Genomic DNA, 15,871 nt, shown 5'->3' on the forward strand with positions numbered 1-15,871 from the left:
TGGGGGTTGAGCTCTCTCCCGTCACCCCCGGGGCACAGGGGGCGGGGCGGGCCGCCCACCAGGGCAGCCGGCCCGGCCGGGCGTCTCCGCCGAGGAAGGCACGTACCACCGATGAACCCACCCACCCCCCAGCCCGGCGGAAAGCTGCTGCGCCTCGGCCTCGGCGCGGCCGCGCTCGGCGTGCTGGTGCTCTACAACTCGGTGGACGCCAAACCGGTCGACGGAGCCTCCGCCCCGGCCGCGTCCACCTCCGTCTCCGCCCCCGCCACCCCGTCCGCCGCCGCGGCCGCCCGCGGGCCCCGGACGCCCGCGCTGCCGCGCTCGCAGCCCACCCGGATCCGGATCCCGCAGATCGCCGTCGACGCCCCCGTCACCCAGCTCGGCCTGGAGGCCGACGGGAGGCTCGCCGCGCCGCCCGTCGACAACCGCAACCTGGTCGGCTGGTACAGCGGCGGCGCCGCCCCCGGGGAGGCCGGCAGCGCCGTGATGGCGGGCCACGTGGACACCAAGAACGGGCCGGCGGTCTTCCTGCTGCTGAGCCTGCTGATCCCGGGCAACGCCGTCGACATCACCCGGGCCGACGGCTCGACCGCCACCTTCGTCGTCGACAGCGTGGAGACCTTCGCCAAGAACGCCTTCCCCGACGACCGGGTCTACGGCGACACCCCCGACGCCCAGCTGCGCCTGATCACCTGCGGCGGCGTCTACGACCACAAGGCCAAGGACTACACCGCCAACGTGGTCGTCTTCGCACACCTGAAGGCGTGAGGCGGCAACGCCGGAGGGGCCGCGCACGGCGCGGCCCCTCTCGCGTTGCCCGGGTCGGTCAGACCGTGCACTCGAAGGCGTGCAGGTACGGGTTGACGGGCTCGACCGCGTGCAGCCGCAGGCCGGACTGCTCGATCAGCGCGGTCATGCTGGCGGTGGTGTGCTTGGCGCCGCCGACGTTCAGCAGCAGGAGCAGGTCCATCGCGGTGGTGAAGCGCATCGAGGGGGTGTCGTCGACCAGGTTCTCCACGATCACCACCCGGGCGCCGGGCCGGGCCGCCCGGATCACGTTGGCCAGGGTGCGGCGGGTGGAGCCGTCGTCCCACTCCAGGATGTTCTTGATCAGGTAGAGGTCGGCCCCGACCGGGACGTCCTCCCGGCAGTCGCCCGGGACCAGCCGCGCCCGGTCGGCGAACTCGCCGCCGGGACGCAGCCGTTCGTCGGCCTGGGCGACCACCTGCGGCAGGTCCAGGAGCGTGCCGTGCAGGCCCGGGTGGGCGGCCAGCAGGTTGGCCAGCACCTGGCCCTGGCCGCCGCCGATGTCCGCGACCGAGGAGACACCGGTCAGGTCAAGGAAGGCGGTCAGGTCCTCGGCGGACTGGCGGCTGGACTGGCTCATCGCCCGGTCGAAGACGGCCGCCGAGTCCGGGGCGTCGTCGTGCAGGTACTGGAAGAACTCCTTGCCGAAGGTGTCGGTGAAGACGCTGCGCCCGGTGCGCACCGCGTCGTCCAGGCGGGACCAGGACTGCCAGGTCCACGGCTCGGTGCACCACAGCGCGATGGCCCGCAGGCTGCCCGGCTCGTCCTCGCGCAGCAGCCGGGAGAGCGGGGTGTGCGCGTAGCGGCCGTCCGGGGTCTCGGTGAAGACGCCGTAGCTGGCGAGGGCGCGCAGCAGGCGGCCCAGCGGGCGGGCCTCGACCCCGAGCGCGGCGGCGAGTTCGGCGGGCGTGGCGGGCTGCTCGCCGAGCGCGTCGGGCAGCCCGAGGCGGGCGGCGGCGCGCAGGGCGCCCGCGCAGGCGGCGCCGAAGACCAGCTCGCGCAGCAGCATCGAGGGCGGGGCGGCGGCGGTGGTGTCGGGGGCGGTGGCGGTGGCCATGGGGTGCGGCCTCCTTCGGTCGTGGGCGTGTCGTGGGCGTGGCGTGGCGTGTCTGGGTGTGGCGGGGGGTGTGGCGTGGGGGTCCGGGGCCGGTCAGCAGTGGCCGGCGGGCAGGGAGGTGCGGCAGGCGTTGCCGTCCAGCAGGTTGCCGGAGCCGGTGTCGCGGTCGGCGAGGTCGGCCGGGCCGTTGCCGCTCAGCAGGTTGCCGGTCACCGTGGCACCGGAGTTGGGCGCACCGACCAGCGAGTGGAACAGCACGATGCCGCCGGACATCGGCGAGGCGCCGGTGTTGCCAGTCACCCGGTTGCCGGTCACCACGGTGTCCTCGGTGCCGGTCAGCAGGATGCCGGTGCCCTGGATGAAGTCCAGGCGCGGATTGGGCGCGCAGTAGCGGTTGTTGGCGTCCACCGTGTTGTCGCGCACGGTCAGTGCGCCGGCCCGGGGCACGCCCTCGTCGCCGACCACGAACACCCCGCCGCAGTTGTCGCCGATCAGGTTGGCCTCGACCGTGATGTTCCGGACCCGGCGCAGCACCACACCGATCCGGTTGCCGGTCAGCCGGTTGCCGGAGACCTCGCTGCCGCCGGTGTCCAGGGCGCCGCCCTCGTGGTCCACCGAGTTGGCGACGAAGATGCCCGCCTGCCCGTTGCCGCTCGCCTGCACGGCGGTCAGCAGCGAGCCGGTGGACGCGTCGGTGGAGACGCCCTGCTGGCCGTTGGCCCGGGCGGCGACGGCGCGGACGGTCAGGGCGTCGGTCTGCGAGGCGTGCAGACCGTCCTTGGTGAAGCCCTCGACGGCCAGCGCCTCGATCCGTACGCCGTGCACCGGGCTGCCGGGCAGGCCGGTGACGCACAGCCCGTGCCCGGCGGCGGCGCAGGCACCGGTCGCGCCGGCGTCGGGGCGCAGCACCGTCCGGGCGGGGCCCTGGCCGCGCAGGGTGAGCCGGTCGACGGAGACGGTCAGGCCGCCGGGCACGGTCCCGGCGGGAAGTTCCACGGTGTCGCCCGGACGGGCGGCGTCCAGCACGGCCTGGACGGCCTGCGGGGTGACGCCCGCCCGCAGGCGGTGGACGGTGGGACCGGCCGCCTGGGCCGGTGCGGCGGGGAGGGTGAGCAGTGCGGCGGCCAGCAGGGCGGCCGGGGCGAGTCGTGCAGTCATGGGCGGATGACCCGCTTCGCTTCGGAGACGTGGGAACGCGGCCCGGTCGGGGCCGCCAGGTCGAAGCTAGGGTCGCCTCCGGGCGGGTTGCCACTTCTGTACAGCCGCAAGGGCGCTGCCGGTACCCCGGTCCGGCGCGTCATACACCCGATCGGGCGTCACCACGGCCCCGTTCCGGGCAGTGACGGGCGATCGGAGGGATCATGGGTGCATGGACACGCACAGTGGACGGGTCATCGACGAGCAGACCGAACTGGACGGCCTCCTGGCCACCTCCGCCTCCGAAGCCGACGCCGAGCCGGGTCTGGAGGCCCTCGCGGCCGACACCCTCCCGGACGTCGGCGACTACGAGGACGTCATCCTCCGCTCGGTGAACTGACCCTCAGCAGTAGACGCAGACCAGCTCGACGACCGGGGTGTCCCCGAGCATCCCGCCGACGGTCTCGCTGTACGGCTGCCCCGCCGCGATCGGCCGGTGGCAGTCCGAGCAGGCCAGACCGCCGGGGAAGTCCTCCTCGGTGACGAGGGCGTACGACAGCTGCACGGCGGTGCCTCCTTCGGGCGATGGGCGGACAACGGTTCGTCCACCCACGTAAGCAGGCGTGCGGCGGCCCTGTCGAACGCTCGGGCCGCGATGTGAGCAAGAGCTCAGGCGGCGGGTCACCGCGCGCGCCGCGCCGCCTAGGATCGTGCCCTGTCAGAGTGGGGAGCTCGGCGGGGGAGGCGCGGCGTTGCCGACAACGGGTACGACAGCGGGTACGACGACGGGTCCGGCGGCCGCGCCGGTCGAGGAGCGGGTGCGGGCGGCGTTCGCCGCCGGGGCCGCGATCGACCTGCGCGAAGGCCCGGACGAGGACGTCAGGGCCGGCGGAGGGTGGGGCGAGGAGCGGACCGTACCGGCCCGGCTGCTGCGGGAGTTGCTGCTGGGGGACGCCCCCGGGGCGCTGCGGCTGGCCGGGGCGCGGATCACCGGGGCGCTGGACCTCGGTGACGGCGCGGTCGCGCACGCGGTCATGTTCACCGGATGCCACTTCGAGGAGCCGGTGGTGCTGCGCGGGGCGTCGATGCGCTCCACCGGGCTGGTCGGTTGCCTGGTCCCCGGGCTGGACGGCTGGCTGCTCAAGGTCGACGGCAACCTGTTCTTCGAGAACTCGGTGATCGACGGGCGGCTCACCCTCACCCGTGCGCACGTCACCGGCGAACTGCGGCTCAGCGGCGCCCGGCTCACCGCCCGCGAGCTCCTGGACGGCGGACAGCCCGCCGAGGGCCAGGACGTGTGGGCGCTGTGGGCCGGCGGCATGGTGCTGGACGGCGGCTTCTTCGCCCGGCACGGGTTCGTCGCCCGCGGCGGACTGCGGCTGGTCGGTGCCCAGTTCAACGGCGGGCTGTTCATGGAACGGGCCGTGCTCGACAACCCCGGTCGGGAGGCCTTCAGCGGCGACGACCTGAGCGCCACCACGATGGTCCTCGCCGACGGCTTCGTCGCCCGCGGCGCCGTCCGGCTGCCCGGGGCGAGCGTGCGCAGCCTGCTCTCCCTGGACCGCGCCGTGCTCGACGGCGGGCTGCACGCCGGCCGGCTGCAGGCCGGCGACCTGCGGCTCACCGTCGCCGCCACCCCCACCGGGCCGGTCGACCTGGAGGAGGCGCAGGCCGCCGTGCTCCACGACAACGAGCACAGCTGGCCCGCCGACACCCGGTTGGACGGCTTCACCTACACCTCCATCCACCGGCCGTCCGGCGCGAGCGACCCGGTCGGGCGGCGCCTCGCCTGGCTGGCCGCACTGCCCGGGTACGCGCCGCAGCCGTACGAGCAACTCGCCGCCTGGTACCGGAAGATCGGGCACGACGACGACGCGCGGCGGGTGCTGCTGGCCAAGCAGCGCAGGCGGCGGCGCACCCTCGGGCCGCTCGGGCGGGCGTGGGGGCGGCTGCTGGACGTCACCGTCGGGTACGGCTACCGGCCGTGGCAGGCGGGGGTGTGGCTGCTGGTGCTCACCGCCGCCGGCACCGTGCTGTTCCGGCATGGGCACCCGACGCCGGTGCAGGCCGGGCAGGCGCCGCCGTTCAGCGCCTTCGTGTACACGCTCGACCTGCTCGTGCCGATCGGCGGCTTCGGGCAGCGCACGGCCTGGTACTGGACCGACTACCACCAGTCGGTCGGCTACGCACTGATCGCCGCCGGCTGGGTGCTCACCACCGCCGTCCTGGCGGGCGTCAGCCGCTCGCTGAACCGCGCCTGACGGACGCTCACGGCGCCCCCAGCAGGCCCTCCAGGAGCGGCGCCGCCACCAGCGCCGGCACGCCGGCGGCGGCCGTGAGGACGGCCGCCGTGACGCCGAGGACCAGGATGCCGGTGAACCCGCCGGGCGGGACGTCCTCCGGTACGGCGAGGTCGGGGCGGCCGGGGCGGTGCCGGACGGCTACCCGCGCACCGGGCGGGTGGCGGTGGGCGGTGCGGACGTGGTGCTGCTCGCCGTCCGGGGAGGTCAGGCACAGGGTGTCGGGGGCCACCGCGAGGGCGACGGCGCGGACCGAGGTCGCGGCCCATCGCCGACGCTCGTTGCGGACCCAGGCGACGGTGCCCACGAGCAGGACCGGCGCCGCGGCGAGGGCGGTCCAGCCCGCCACCGCGAGGGCGGTGGGAACGGTGTGCACGACTTCCCCCCTCCGGGCCCGGCGGGCCGCACGGGTTCAGTGTGCGGCGGCCGGGCCGGGAGGGGGAGGGGTCAGGCGACGAGCTGCCTGTTCTCGGCGGGGGCCGGGTCGGCCGGGGTGGCCGGGGCCTTCGGGGTGCGCAGGAAGTGCCAGCAGAGGGCGGCCGCGGCGAGCAGCAGGGCGGTGGCCAGCCAGGCGGCGACGTTCATGCCGTGGACGAAGGACGTCCGGGCGCCGTCCAGCAGCTGGTCGGCGAGCGGGCCGGGCAGGGTGCCGGCGGCCTCGACCGCACCGCCCAGCGACTCCCGGGCCTGCTCGCCGGCCTCGGCCGAGGCGCCCGCCGGGACGCTGAAGCCGCCCGCGTAGATGGCGGTCACCACCGAGCCGACCAGCGCGATGCCGAGCGCGGTGCCCAGCTCGTACGCGGTCTCCGAGACGGCCGAGGCCGCGCCCGCCTTGTCGGCCGGGGCGGAGCCCAGCACCAGGTCGGAGGCGAGCGTGTAGACCACGCCCTCGGCCGTGCCCACCACCAGGAAGGACGTGCCGAACAGCAGGTACGCGCTGTCCTGTCGGATCAGGCCGAGCAGGGCGATGCCCGCGCCCATCGCGAACAGGCCGCCGGCCAGCGCCGCCCGGGTGCCCGCGCGCCGCGCCAGCCGGGCGGTCAGCAGACCGCCGACCACCGCGCCGACGAAGGCCGGCATCTCGGCCAGCCCGGCGGTGAGCGGGGTGTAGCCGCGGACCAGCTGCAGGTACTGCGAGACGCAGAAGATCACACCGGACAGGCCGATCAGCGCGGTCAGCGAGGCCACCACGGCCGCGGTGAAGCGCCGGTCGGTGAACAGCCGGACGTCCAGCAGCGGGGTCTCCAGCCGCAGCTGGCGGCGGACGAACCAGAGCAGCGCGCCGGCGCCGAGCAGCAGCACCAGCGGGGACGACCAGGAGGACAGGCCGTCGGCGGCCAGCTCCTTGATCGCGTACACCACGCCGATCACACCGGCCATCGAGAGGAACACGCTCAGCACGTCCCAGCGGCCCGGCCGCGGGTCGCGCGACTCCGGCAGCAGCCAGGCGCCGAACACCAGCAGCAGGGCCAGCACCGGCAGGTTCAGCAGGAAGACCGAGCCCCACCAGAAGTGCTCCAGCAGCACGCCGCCGACCAGCGGGCCGAGCGCCGCGCCGGCGGTCGCGCCGGCGCCCCAGATACCGATCGCGGTGGCCCGCTCGCGGGCGTCCGGGAAGAGCGTGCGGATCAGGGAGAGGGTGGACGGCATGATCGTCGCGCCGGCCACGCCGAGCAGGGCGCGGGCCAGGATCAGCCAGCCCGGGCTCGGGGCGTACGCGGCGAGCAGCGAGGCCGCGCCGAACGCGGCCGAGCCGACCAGCAGCACCCGCTTGCGGCCGAGCCGGTCGCTGAGGGCGCCCATGGAGACCAGCAGGCCGGCCAGGACGAAGGAGTAGATGTCGCCGATCCACAGCAGCTGGGTGCCGCTGGGGCGGAGGGTCTCGCTGATGGACGGGATGGCAAGGGACAGCACCGTGGCGTCGACCGCGACCAGGGTGACGGCCAGGACGAGGACGCCCAGGCCGGCCCAGCGGCGGTTGGTGACGGGCAGGTTGGTGCTCATGGTGTATCGGGTCTCCGTAGGCTGCCGCCGAGGAAGAGCTCGGCGAGCGAGAAGGCACTGTCGCGCGGGGCGAGGCGTCCGTCCTGGACGGCCCAGCCGATGCCGGCCACGAGGTCGAAGAAGGCCTCGCTGAGCCAGCCGGTCGAGAGCTCCACCCGGAAGACGCCCTGCTGCTGGCCGCGCAGGAAGAGCGCGCGGACCCGGGCGTCCTGGAACTCCCAGAGATCGTTGATCTCCTGGTCGTCGTAGAGCTGGTTCTCGCCGGCGAGGAAGGCGCACAGTGCGGCGTCGGGCACGACCGCGTCCACCAGGCGGCGGAAGGCCTCCTGGGCGTCGCCCTCCTCGATCCGGGCGGTGTCCAGGGCGGCGGCGAAACGGCGCAGGCCGAGCGCGCCCACCTCGCGGATCAGCGCCTCGCGGCCCGGGAAGATCCGGTGCAGCGTGGCCCGGCTGATGCCGGCCGCGCGGGCGATCTCGTCGAGGTGGGCGGTCGGGCGTCGCGAAAGCACGCCGACGGCGGCCTCCAGCACCGAGTCGCGGTCAGTAGCCATGAGACCAGTGTAGGGCAGATGAGACGTCTGTGTCTCATTTTATTGATGCGGGTCTCAGGGGAGACTCAGGCGGTCGCTGTGCGGTAGTCGTGCAGGGTGCGGTCGAGGGCCTCGTCGAGCGGTGTGGCGCGGCCGCCGAGCTCGGCGCTGAAGCGGGAGCTGTCGACCACGAACGGCTCGGCGAACTCGTAGCGCATCTCCACCAGCTCGCGGACGGTCCGGTCGACCAGGCCGAGGGCGAACAGGGCGGCGGTCGGGACGGTGCGCAGCCGCACCTCCGGGCGGCCGGCCAGGCGGTGGACGGTCGCGACCAGCTCGCGGGTGGTGCGGGTGGCCGGGTCGTTGGGCAGGTGCCAGATCCGGCCCGGCGCGGCGGGATGGGTGGCCAGGGCGGCCAGCGCCTCGCCGATGTCCGGGACGAAGGAGTAGGTGTGCGGCTGGTCCGGATCGCCCAGGACGGACGCCGGGCGGCCCGCGAGCACGGGCGGGAAGACCCGGTCGCCGAGGTTGGACTGGGCGCCGCCGCCCGGGCCGAAGTAGTCCGAGGCGCGGCCGATCGCCACCTCCACCCGGCCCGCCCGGTGCGCGGCGAGCAGCTCGCCGGCCATCCGCGAGCGCAGGCGGCCCTTGCGGGTGGTGGCGTCGTCCGGGCTGTCCTCGGTGAACGCGCGGCCGGCCGGGCGGCCGTACATGTAGACGTTGTCCATCGACACCAGGCGCGCGCCGGCTGCCTCGGCGGCCGCCAGGACGCCGGCCTGGAGCGCCGGGAACTCCTGCGGCCAGCGGTGGTACGCCGGGTTGAGGATCTGGTGGACGACGGTCGCGCCCGCGGCGGCGGCGATCGTGAAGCGCGGGTCGCGGGCGTCGCCGGCCACCACCTCGACGCCGTCCGGGACGGGGGCGCGGCCGGAGCGGTTCACCGCGCGGACGCGCTCGCCGCGGCGGTGCAGGGCGCGGACGGTGGCCAGGCCGACGGCGCCGGTGCCGAAGACGACGTGGAGGGGGTCGGTCCGGCGGGTGGTGCTGCTCGGGGCGGGGCGGTTCACGGGGTGGGCTCCGTTCGGGGAGTGGCGGCGGCGGTGGTGGCCGTCGTCGCTGTCGGTGCGGTCCGGGCGGGGAGGAGGGGGTGGGCGAGCAGGGTGACGGTGAGGGCGCCGGTGGCGCCGAAGACGGCGTAGTGGGCGTCGACGTCCACCCCGGCGAGGGTGGTGACCGTCCAGCCGAGGGCCCACAGGGGCGGGCCGGCGAGCGCCCAGGCGGCGCGGCGGCGGGTGCGGGTGCCGGGCGGCAGGGCGAGGGCCTGGGCGAGGCCGAGCGGGATGCCGGTGAGGGCGCCGGCCGCGGCGAGGGCCGGGAGGGTGGTCCGGTAGCCGGTCAGCGGGGCGGCGAGGGCGAGCCCCACGGCGAGGCCGAGGGCGGTGGCGGGGATCCAGCGGCGGGCGTCCAGGCGGCTGCCGGCGGCGAGCGACTGGCCGACGCCCAGCAGCAGGCCGGCGACGGCGCCGCCGAGGGCGGCCGCGGCCGGGTCGGTGATCGGGCCGGCGGCGGCCCGGGCGGCGAGGCCGGCCACCGGGAAGGCGAGGAAACCGGCGGTCCAGCGGAGGTTGAAGGTCCGGCGGAGGGTGGAGGTGGTGGCGCGCATGGCTGTCACGCTCATTTCTGTACGGCGTGCAATTTGTGCTCTCGCTCGCAAATGTACGGCGTGCAAAAATGGGCGTCAATCGGTGGTGGCGCATGAAGGGCGGCGGCGGTGGCGGAGCACGGCGAGGCGGCGGCAGGGGCGGCGACGGGTGCGGCGGCAGGGGGCGCTGCGGCGCGGGGCCGGGGCCGGCCGGGCCGGCGGCGGGTGCTGAGCGAGGCGGAGATCCTCGACGCGGCGCTCGGGCTGCTGGGGGAGAAGGGCGCGGAGGCGGTCTCGGTGCGCGGGATCGCGGCAGCGGTCGGGGTCGCCCCGAACGCCGTGTACACCTACTTCCCGGACCGGGCCGCGCTGGTCGGGGCGCTGGTCGAGCGGATCCTCGGCGAGCTCGACCGCGCCGCCTTCGCCGACCCCGGACGCCCCTGGCGGTACCGCGTGCACGCGGTCGCCGCCCAGTTGCGCGAACGGCTGATGGCCCGGCCCGGCGCCGTCGACCTGCTGCTCTTCGGTCCGATGGACGGACCCAACGCGCTGGCGCTCGGCGAGACCCTGCTGGAGATCCTCGCCGAGGCGGGCCTGACGACGGAGGACGCGGCCCGCGCCTCGTACCTGCTGATCGTCCAGGTGCTCGGGTTCGTCGCACTGGAGGCCGCCGAGGTGGACCGGGCGGCGCCGGTGCCGTCCGAGGCGGAGCGGGTCGCGGCCCGGGCGGCGGCGCTGCGCGCGGTGCCGGCCGAGGCGTACCCGAGGACGGCCGCGAGCGCGGGGACCGTCGCGCGCTACGTCACCGGGGAACAGTTCCGCTGGGGCCTGGACCGGGTGCTGGACGGGCTGGTCGCGGGCCGCTCGGTCAAGTAGCGCGCCGGCCGAGCGTGGGGGCCGGGGCATGCGTGAAGGCCGGGCGCCGCGTCAGGCGGCCCCCGGCCCGGGGTGGTGAGGGCGGGTCAGCTCTGGTTGTAGAAACCGGAGTCGTCGAGCGGGCGGTCGATCACCATCACCTCGACGTCCGCCGGGGTGAGCAGGAACACGCGGCGGGCGATCCGCTCGATGTTGCCGCGGGTGCCGAAGATCAGGCCGGACGCGAAGTCGACCATGCGCTTGGCCTCGGCCTCGTCCATCTCGGTGAGGTCCATGACCACCGGGGTCGCGGCGCGGATGTGCTCGCCCACGGTGCGGGCGGCCTCGAAGCCGGTCGGGCGCAGCGAGACGATCCGGGCGGGTGCGGGCTGGGCGCTCGGCAGAGTGTCCTCACCGTCCCACTGATCCTCGTACACGGCGGCCGGGTAGCTGCCGGAGGGCATCAGCCATCCGTTGTGGTGCTCGTCGCGCAGTGCTCCCATTGCCGCGGCCTCCCTGTCTCGTCCCGTACTGGTCCCCCGGGGCGACGGGTCGTTTTGACACGTCATCCACTTGTTGGAACTGTCCGAGTATCGCACTGATCATCGCTCTGGTGCCCGCTCGCGACCGCCGGACGGGTCGTGGCGTGCAGGAAATACCGGAAAGTCCGGACAAAAGCCTGTGACGCCGCTGGTCGCCCGACGGTTGCGCGCGTAGACCATATCGGTGGAGGTCAGACCGCAGTTGACTGTCTGTCAACAATCACGTAACGGGTTCACTCCCCGGTGGCGCCGTCGATCCGCTCGCGGAGCAGGTCGGCGTGTCCGTTGTGGCGCGCGTATTCCTCGATCATGTGCACCAGGATCCAGCGCAGCGAAACCTTCTCGCCGCGCCGCTCCCGCTTGCCGACGGCGTCCAGCGGCAGGCCGGCGGCGGCCGCGCGGGCCAGCTCGATCTGCTGCCGCCACACCGCGAAGTCGGCGGCCGGGTCGGCGGTGTCGACGTTGTTGAAGTCGCCGTCCTCGTCCTCGCGGGTCCAGTAGATGCCGTCCTCGCCGAGATCCTGCCCGTCCAGGATCGCCAGGAACCAGAACTGCTCCACCTCCGCCATGTGCCGGACCAGGCCGAGCAGGGAGAGCGTGGACGGCGGGGTGGATCGTTCGCGGAGCTGCTCGTCGCTCAGGCCCTCGCACTTGCGGGCGAGCGTCGCGCGGTGGAAGTCGAGCCAGCTGGTCAGCATGGTGGTCTCGTCGGCGGACAGGGGAGGGTCTACGCGCTGCGTCGTCGTGGTCATGACGGCCAGTCTGGGGCAGGTGGCGGGCGTCCTGCCAGTGGATTTGCCGGGAGCCCCTATCCTGTCCGGGCGCCGGCGGCGAGGGACCGGCCGGCGCCCGGACGGGGAACCGAGGGGGAGCTGTGCGAGGAGTACTGACCGGGGTCAACCTGGTGGGACGTTTCCTGCTCGAACTGGCGGCGCTCGCCGCCCTCGCGGTCGGCGGGTACGCGGTGCCCGGGCCGACGGCAGTGCGGGTGCTCGTCGCGCTGGCGCTGCCGGTCGGCGCGGCGGTGCTGTGGGGCCGCTACGCGGCGCCCAAGCGGTCGGTGCCCGACGCGGTGGCCGCGTGGTACCTGACCCAGGCGGTGGTGTGGGGCGGCGCCGTCGCGGCGCTCGCCCTGAGCGGGCACGGCACCTGGGCGGTGGTGCTGGCGGTGCTGATGGCGGTCAACACGGTGGCGCTGTGGGCGCTCGGGGAGTGGAGTCCGTCGGTGCGGCGGTGAGCCGACGAAGCGGGCAGGGGGCAGGGGTCAGGCTGCGGTCGACGCCGTGGTGGCCGGTGCGGTGGTGGTTGCTGCCGTGGTGGCGGTGCGGCTGCGGCGCCGGGCCCGCCAGAACGAGTAGCCGCTGAACAGGAACATCGCGACGATCACCGAGGACGAGATCAGGAAAGCCGGCGAACCGGGGTGGCCCGCGCTCGCGCCCGCCACCACGTGCGCGGTCGTGGTCGGGATCACGCCGAGCGCGGTCGCCGCGATGTACGGCAGGAACCGCACGCCGGAGAACGCGCAGACGAAGTTGCCCGCCTGGAACGGCGCCCCCGGGAACAGGCGGATCAGCAGGACGCTGCGGAAACCCTGATCGGTGAGACCGCGGTCGATCGCGGTGAGCACCCGGCCGCGCAGGAACCGGCGCAGCGCGTCCCGGCCCAGCCCGCGCCCCAGCCAGAACGACACCGCCGCCGCCAGGACCGAACCCGCCACCGCCAGCGGCACCCCCCACACCGCGCCGAACAGCAGGCCCGCCGCCGCGTTCAGCGCCGGGCGCGGCAGGAAGGCGACGGTGCCGAAACCGTACGCCGCCAGCGCGATCGGCATCCGCCACGGGCCGGTCGCGGCGGCCAGCACCTGCGCGGGATCCCAGAGCAGCAGGGAGGCCGCCGCTGCGGCGAGGACGACGAACAGCAGCGCGAGACGCAGCCAGGGGGAGCGGAGCACAGGCGTGAGCCTAACCCGGGCGGGAAGCCGGCCACGTTCCGGGGAAGGCGGTGGCACCGTACCGGCCGCTACGCGCGGAGTGACTTGAGGGTGGCGATGTCGCGGGCGTGCAGGGCGCCCTCGACCCGGTCGGGGTCGTGACGGCCGTCCGGGGTCTCGATGACGAGGGGCACACCGGCGGTGGCGGGGTGGGCGAGGAGCTCCCGGAACGCGGACCTGCCGATGTGGCCGGCGCCGATGTTCTCGTGGCGGTCCTTGCGGGCCCCGGCGACGTCCTTCGAGTCGTTGGCGTGGATCAGCCGCAGGCGTCCGGGCCCGACCGCGTCGGTCAGGGCGTCCAGCATCGCCGCGACACCGCCCGGTGCGGCGAGGTCGTGGCCGGCGGCGAACGCGTGGCAGGTGTCCAGGCAGACGCCGAGCAGCGGATGGTGGTCCAGCGCCTCGGCGTACGCCGCCAGGTCCTCCATCCGCGAGCAGAGCGAACTGCCCTGGCCCGCGGTCGGCTCCAGCAGCAGGCGCGGGGCGTCCGGGCCGAGCCCGTCCAGTTCGTCGAGCAGCGGCAGGACGCTCTCGCGGACCATCGCCAGCGCCTCGGCGCGGGTCCCGCACAGCGCGGAACCGGTGTGCACCACGGCGCCCTCGGCGCCGATCGCGTGGGAGCGGTGCAAGGAGTGCCGCAGCGACTCCGCGGACCGCTCGCGGGTCGCCGCCGAGTCCGAACCGAAGTTGATCAGGTACGGCGCGTGGACGAAGGAGCGGATGCCCTGCTCCGCGCACGCCGTACGGAACGCCTCGTCCTGCGAACGGTTGCCCGCCGGAGTCGCCCAGCCGCGCGGATTGGCGACGAACACCTGCACCGTCTCGGCGCCCACCCTGGCCGCGTACGGCAGGCCGGTGCCGGCCAGACCGCGTCCCGCCACGGGGATGTGGGCGCCGATCGGATTGCGCAGTTCAGGGCTGTTCACGGCGGTGAGCATCGCACGGGGCACGGCCGGCGGGGGAATCGGGTGGTCAGTGGTCAGTGGGCGGCGAGGCGGTGGGTGGTCCAGGCGGTGTGGCGGGCACGGAGGTCGGCGGTGGTCAGGTCGATCCGGCCGAGGTCGTGGTAGTTGGGGAGCCACGTCTCGACGGAACGGTGGGAGTTCGCCAGGGCGAACAGGTCCCACAGGGCGAGGTCGGCGACGGTGGTGCCGGCCGCGCGCTGGTAGGCGGCGAGGAAGGAGCCGGCGACGTCCGGGCCGTGCAGGACGGCGAGGTCCAGGCGGCACCAGCTGACGTCGAAGCCGCGAGGGGCGCGGCAGGCGCCGGACCAGTCGACGACGCCGGTCAGCTCGGGGCCGGTCCACAGGACGTTGCCGGTCCAGAAGTCGAAGTGGGTCAGGACGGGCGGCTGCGCGGCCAGCCGGTGCCGGCCGGCGGCAACCGGCGGGCCCGCCGGGCCGGCGTCCGGGGCGGGGCGCTGAGCGGTGTTCGGGGCCGCCATCGCGTCGCGGAGGGCCGGGAGGCGGGAGAGCGGGACGGCGTGGACCCGGGCGAGGGCGGCGCCGAGAAGGGCGGCGGCCGCGTGCGGGTCGCGCGGGGTGATGTCCGCGCGACCGCGCAGCCGGGAGATCAGTACGGCCGGGCTGCCCGTCCGGCTGCCGTCCGGGTCGGCGGCGACCAGGCGCGGCGCCCAGCCGTCCAGGCCGTCGAGCCCCCGCAGGACCAGGGCCTCCTGCACGGCCGCGGCGTCCCCGGCGGGGAAGCGGCGCAGCACCAGGTCGGCTGCGCCGATGCGGAGCAGGTGGGTCGCGGCATGGGCGCCACCGGCGAGTCGGCGGACGGTCGAGGCTGAGCCGGGACGGCCGCCCACGGCTTCGGCGGCCCAGGCGAGCGCCGCATCGGACGGCGGGGAGACGATCACCCGAGCATGCTGCCCCGCGGGGCAGGCCGGTGGCCAACGGGTTTCGCGGCGCGACGCGCTGCCGTTCGGCGTGCAGGGTGTGGGCCGGTCTTCGGCCCGGGGCCGCACAGGCCTGGGAGGGCAGCCCGCGGGTGGCGGCAGGTGGGGCTGGTGAGGGCGCCCGGCGGAGGGCCTGGGCGGTGGGGGAGGTGGGGAGCTGGGCCTGGGTGGGAGCTGTCGCGGGCGGGTGGCCGTCGGGTACCGGGGTGTAGGCCGGCCTCCGGCCGGGCGGCCTGGGCCTGGGAGGGCGCCTGCGGGTGGCGGCGAGGTGGGCCTGGGGTGGGGAGGCCCGGGTGGACCGGGCGGGGCGGGGCGGGGCGGACGGGGTGGGGAGTTGGGCCCGGTCGGGGGTGGGGGCGAGGTGGCGCCATGGGCCGGCGGGGTGGGTGGCGGTCGGGCGGGTGGTCGGCGGTGGGGGCGTGCCTAGGGTGGGGGGAGGTGAGTGGGAGGAGCGACGGATGGGTGGCGGGCTGGGGCGGGTGCAGCGGGAGCACTGGCAGCGGACGTATGCCGAGCATCCGGGGATGTACGGGGAGGAGCCGTCGGAGGCGGCGGTGTTCGCGGCGGGGGTGTTCGCGCCGGGCGGGGTGGTGGTGGAGCTGGGGGCGGGTCACGGGCGGGACGCGTTGTTCTTCGCGCGGGAGGGGTTCGCGGTGCGGGCGGCGGACTTCAGCGCGGTGGGGCTGGCGCAGCTCGCGGAGCGGGCGGCGGCGCAGGGGCTGGCGGTGGAGTGCGCGGTGCAGGACGTCCGGGAGCCGTTGGGGTGGGCGGACGGGTCGGTGGACGCGGTGTTCGCGCACATGCTGCTGTGCATGGCGCTGTCCACGGCGGAGATCGAGGCGCTGGTGGGGGAGGTGCGGCGGGTGCTGCGTCCGGGCGGGGTGTTCGTGTACACGGTGCGGCACACCGGGGACGCGCACTTCGGGGAGGGGGTGTCGCACGGGGACGACATCTGGGAGCACGGCGGCTTCGCGGTGCACTTCTTCGACCGGGCGCTGGTGGACGGGCTCGCGTCGAAGGGGTGGGCGTCGGTGGACGTCCACCCCTTCGAGGAGGGTGCGCTGCCGCGCCGGCTGTGGCGGGTGACCCAGCGGCGGGCGTGAG

19 protein-coding genes are annotated in these 15,871 nt (G+C 75.4%); 6 read left to right on the top strand and 13 right to left on the bottom strand.

Going from position 1 to position 15,871, the window contains the following annotated elements:
- The first annotated feature begins 111 nt into the window (after positions 1 to 111).
- Positions 112 to 768, top strand: a complete 657-nt coding sequence (locus tag ACGFX4_RS03240; RefSeq protein ID WP_393069789.1) for a class F sortase — start codon at positions 112 to 114, stop codon at positions 766 to 768.
- A gap of 58 nt (positions 769 to 826) precedes the next feature.
- Here the strand turns inward: ACGFX4_RS03240 and ACGFX4_RS03245 are convergent, their stop codons facing one another.
- Both ACGFX4_RS03245 and ACGFX4_RS03250 read right to left on the bottom strand, forming a co-directional pair.
- Positions 827 to 1,864: a methyltransferase gene (locus tag ACGFX4_RS03245; RefSeq protein ID WP_393069791.1), complete on the bottom strand. Its 1,038-nt coding sequence runs from the start codon at positions 1,862 to 1,864 to the stop codon at positions 827 to 829.
- Between the two features lie 93 nt (positions 1,865 to 1,957).
- Entirely contained in the window at positions 1,958 to 3,022 is a 1,065-nt protein-coding gene (locus ACGFX4_RS03250) for a right-handed parallel beta-helix repeat-containing protein (protein WP_393069793.1), read from the bottom strand.
- Between the two features lie 211 nt (positions 3,023 to 3,233).
- On the opposite strand from ACGFX4_RS03250, the gene ACGFX4_RS03255 reads away from it, so the two are divergent.
- Positions 3,234 to 3,401, top strand: a complete 168-nt coding sequence (locus tag ACGFX4_RS03255; RefSeq protein WP_393069794.1) for a hypothetical protein — start codon at positions 3,234 to 3,236, stop codon at positions 3,399 to 3,401.
- Between the two features lie 3 nt (positions 3,402 to 3,404).
- On the opposite strand, the gene ACGFX4_RS03260 is transcribed toward ACGFX4_RS03255, so the two are convergent.
- The gene (locus ACGFX4_RS03260; RefSeq protein ID WP_393069796.1) at positions 3,405 to 3,566 is read right to left on the bottom strand and encodes a hypothetical protein; all 162 of its coding nucleotides are present in this window, start codon (positions 3,564 to 3,566) and stop codon (positions 3,405 to 3,407) included.
- A 187-nt stretch (positions 3,567 to 3,753) separates the two neighbouring features.
- On the opposite strand from ACGFX4_RS03260, the gene ACGFX4_RS03265 reads away from it, so the two are divergent.
- Positions 3,754 to 5,262 carry an oxidoreductase gene (locus ACGFX4_RS03265; RefSeq protein WP_393069798.1) on the top strand — a complete coding sequence of 503 codons (1,509 nt, stop codon included), beginning with the start codon at positions 3,754 to 3,756 and terminating at the stop codon, positions 5,260 to 5,262.
- Positions 5,263 to 5,269: 7 nt separating this feature from the next.
- On the opposite strand, the gene ACGFX4_RS03270 is transcribed toward ACGFX4_RS03265, so the two are convergent.
- The 5 genes from ACGFX4_RS03270 to ACGFX4_RS03290 form a co-directional block, all read right to left on the bottom strand.
- A complete protein-coding gene (locus ACGFX4_RS03270) occupies positions 5,270 to 5,677 on the bottom strand; it encodes a hypothetical protein (protein ID WP_393069800.1) in 408 nt (135 codons plus the stop codon).
- Between the two features lie 71 nt (positions 5,678 to 5,748).
- On the bottom strand, positions 5,749 to 7,305 hold the full coding sequence (locus ACGFX4_RS03275) for an MFS transporter (protein ID WP_393069801.1): 1,557 nt from the start codon (positions 7,303 to 7,305) through the stop codon (positions 5,749 to 5,751).
- Positions 7,302 to 7,856: a TetR/AcrR family transcriptional regulator gene (locus tag ACGFX4_RS03280; protein WP_393069803.1), complete on the bottom strand. Its 555-nt coding sequence runs from the start codon at positions 7,854 to 7,856 to the stop codon at positions 7,302 to 7,304. Before ACGFX4_RS03280 ends, ACGFX4_RS03275 begins: the two co-directional genes overlap by 4 nt.
- 65 nt (positions 7,857 to 7,921) lie before the next feature.
- Positions 7,922 to 8,902 (bottom strand): NAD-dependent epimerase/dehydratase family protein, encoded by a 981-nt coding sequence (locus ACGFX4_RS03285; protein ID WP_393069804.1) that lies wholly within the window; start codon positions 8,900 to 8,902, stop codon positions 7,922 to 7,924.
- Positions 8,899 to 9,507 carry a hypothetical protein gene (locus ACGFX4_RS03290; RefSeq protein ID WP_393069805.1) on the bottom strand — a complete coding sequence of 203 codons (609 nt, stop codon included), beginning with the start codon at positions 9,505 to 9,507 and terminating at the stop codon, positions 8,899 to 8,901. Before ACGFX4_RS03290 ends, ACGFX4_RS03285 begins: the two co-directional genes overlap by 4 nt.
- Before the next feature lie 99 nt (positions 9,508 to 9,606).
- On the opposite strand from ACGFX4_RS03290, the gene ACGFX4_RS03295 reads away from it, so the two are divergent.
- Entirely contained in the window at positions 9,607 to 10,353 is a 747-nt protein-coding gene (locus ACGFX4_RS03295; protein ID WP_393069806.1) for a TetR/AcrR family transcriptional regulator, read from the top strand.
- Between the two features lie 86 nt (positions 10,354 to 10,439).
- Here the strand turns inward: ACGFX4_RS03295 and ACGFX4_RS03300 are convergent, their stop codons facing one another.
- Both ACGFX4_RS03300 and ACGFX4_RS03305 read right to left on the bottom strand, forming a co-directional pair.
- Positions 10,440 to 10,835, bottom strand: coding sequence for a cell division protein SepF (locus ACGFX4_RS03300; RefSeq protein WP_345700810.1), 396 nt, complete (start codon positions 10,833 to 10,835; stop codon positions 10,440 to 10,442).
- Positions 10,836 to 11,107: 272 nt separating this feature from the next.
- Entirely contained in the window at positions 11,108 to 11,626 is a 519-nt protein-coding gene (locus ACGFX4_RS03305) for a DinB family protein (RefSeq protein ID WP_393069808.1), read from the bottom strand.
- A gap of 122 nt (positions 11,627 to 11,748) precedes the next feature.
- Here ACGFX4_RS03305 and ACGFX4_RS03310 point away from each other — a divergent pair, with 122 nt between their 5' ends.
- Positions 11,749 to 12,111, top strand: coding sequence for a YrdB family protein (locus ACGFX4_RS03310; RefSeq protein ID WP_393069810.1), 363 nt, complete (start codon positions 11,749 to 11,751; stop codon positions 12,109 to 12,111).
- 27 nt (positions 12,112 to 12,138) lie between these two features.
- Here ACGFX4_RS03310 and ACGFX4_RS03315 read toward each other — a convergent pair whose 3' ends face one another.
- From ACGFX4_RS03315 to ACGFX4_RS03325, 3 genes are all read right to left on the bottom strand, one after another.
- Positions 12,139 to 12,825: a TVP38/TMEM64 family protein gene (locus ACGFX4_RS03315; RefSeq protein ID WP_393069812.1), complete on the bottom strand. Its 687-nt coding sequence runs from the start codon at positions 12,823 to 12,825 to the stop codon at positions 12,139 to 12,141.
- A gap of 68 nt (positions 12,826 to 12,893) precedes the next feature.
- On the bottom strand, positions 12,894 to 13,802 hold the full coding sequence (locus ACGFX4_RS03320; protein WP_393070265.1) for a deoxyribonuclease IV: 909 nt from the start codon (positions 13,800 to 13,802) through the stop codon (positions 12,894 to 12,896).
- A 41-nt stretch (positions 13,803 to 13,843) separates the two neighbouring features.
- A complete protein-coding gene (locus ACGFX4_RS03325) occupies positions 13,844 to 14,728 on the bottom strand; it encodes a phosphotransferase family protein (protein ID WP_393069814.1) in 885 nt (294 codons plus the stop codon).
- 497 nt (positions 14,729 to 15,225) lie between these two features.
- On the opposite strand from ACGFX4_RS03325, the gene ACGFX4_RS03330 reads away from it, so the two are divergent.
- Positions 15,226 to 15,870: a class I SAM-dependent methyltransferase gene (locus ACGFX4_RS03330; protein WP_393069816.1), complete on the top strand. Its 645-nt coding sequence runs from the start codon at positions 15,226 to 15,228 to the stop codon at positions 15,868 to 15,870.
- Position 15,871: the final 1 nt, after the last annotated feature.

Origin of the sequence: Kitasatospora sp. NPDC048365, assembly GCF_043200835.1 — a bacterium.
Classification (GTDB): Bacteria; Actinomycetota; Actinomycetes; order Streptomycetales; family Streptomycetaceae; genus Kitasatospora; species Kitasatospora terrestris.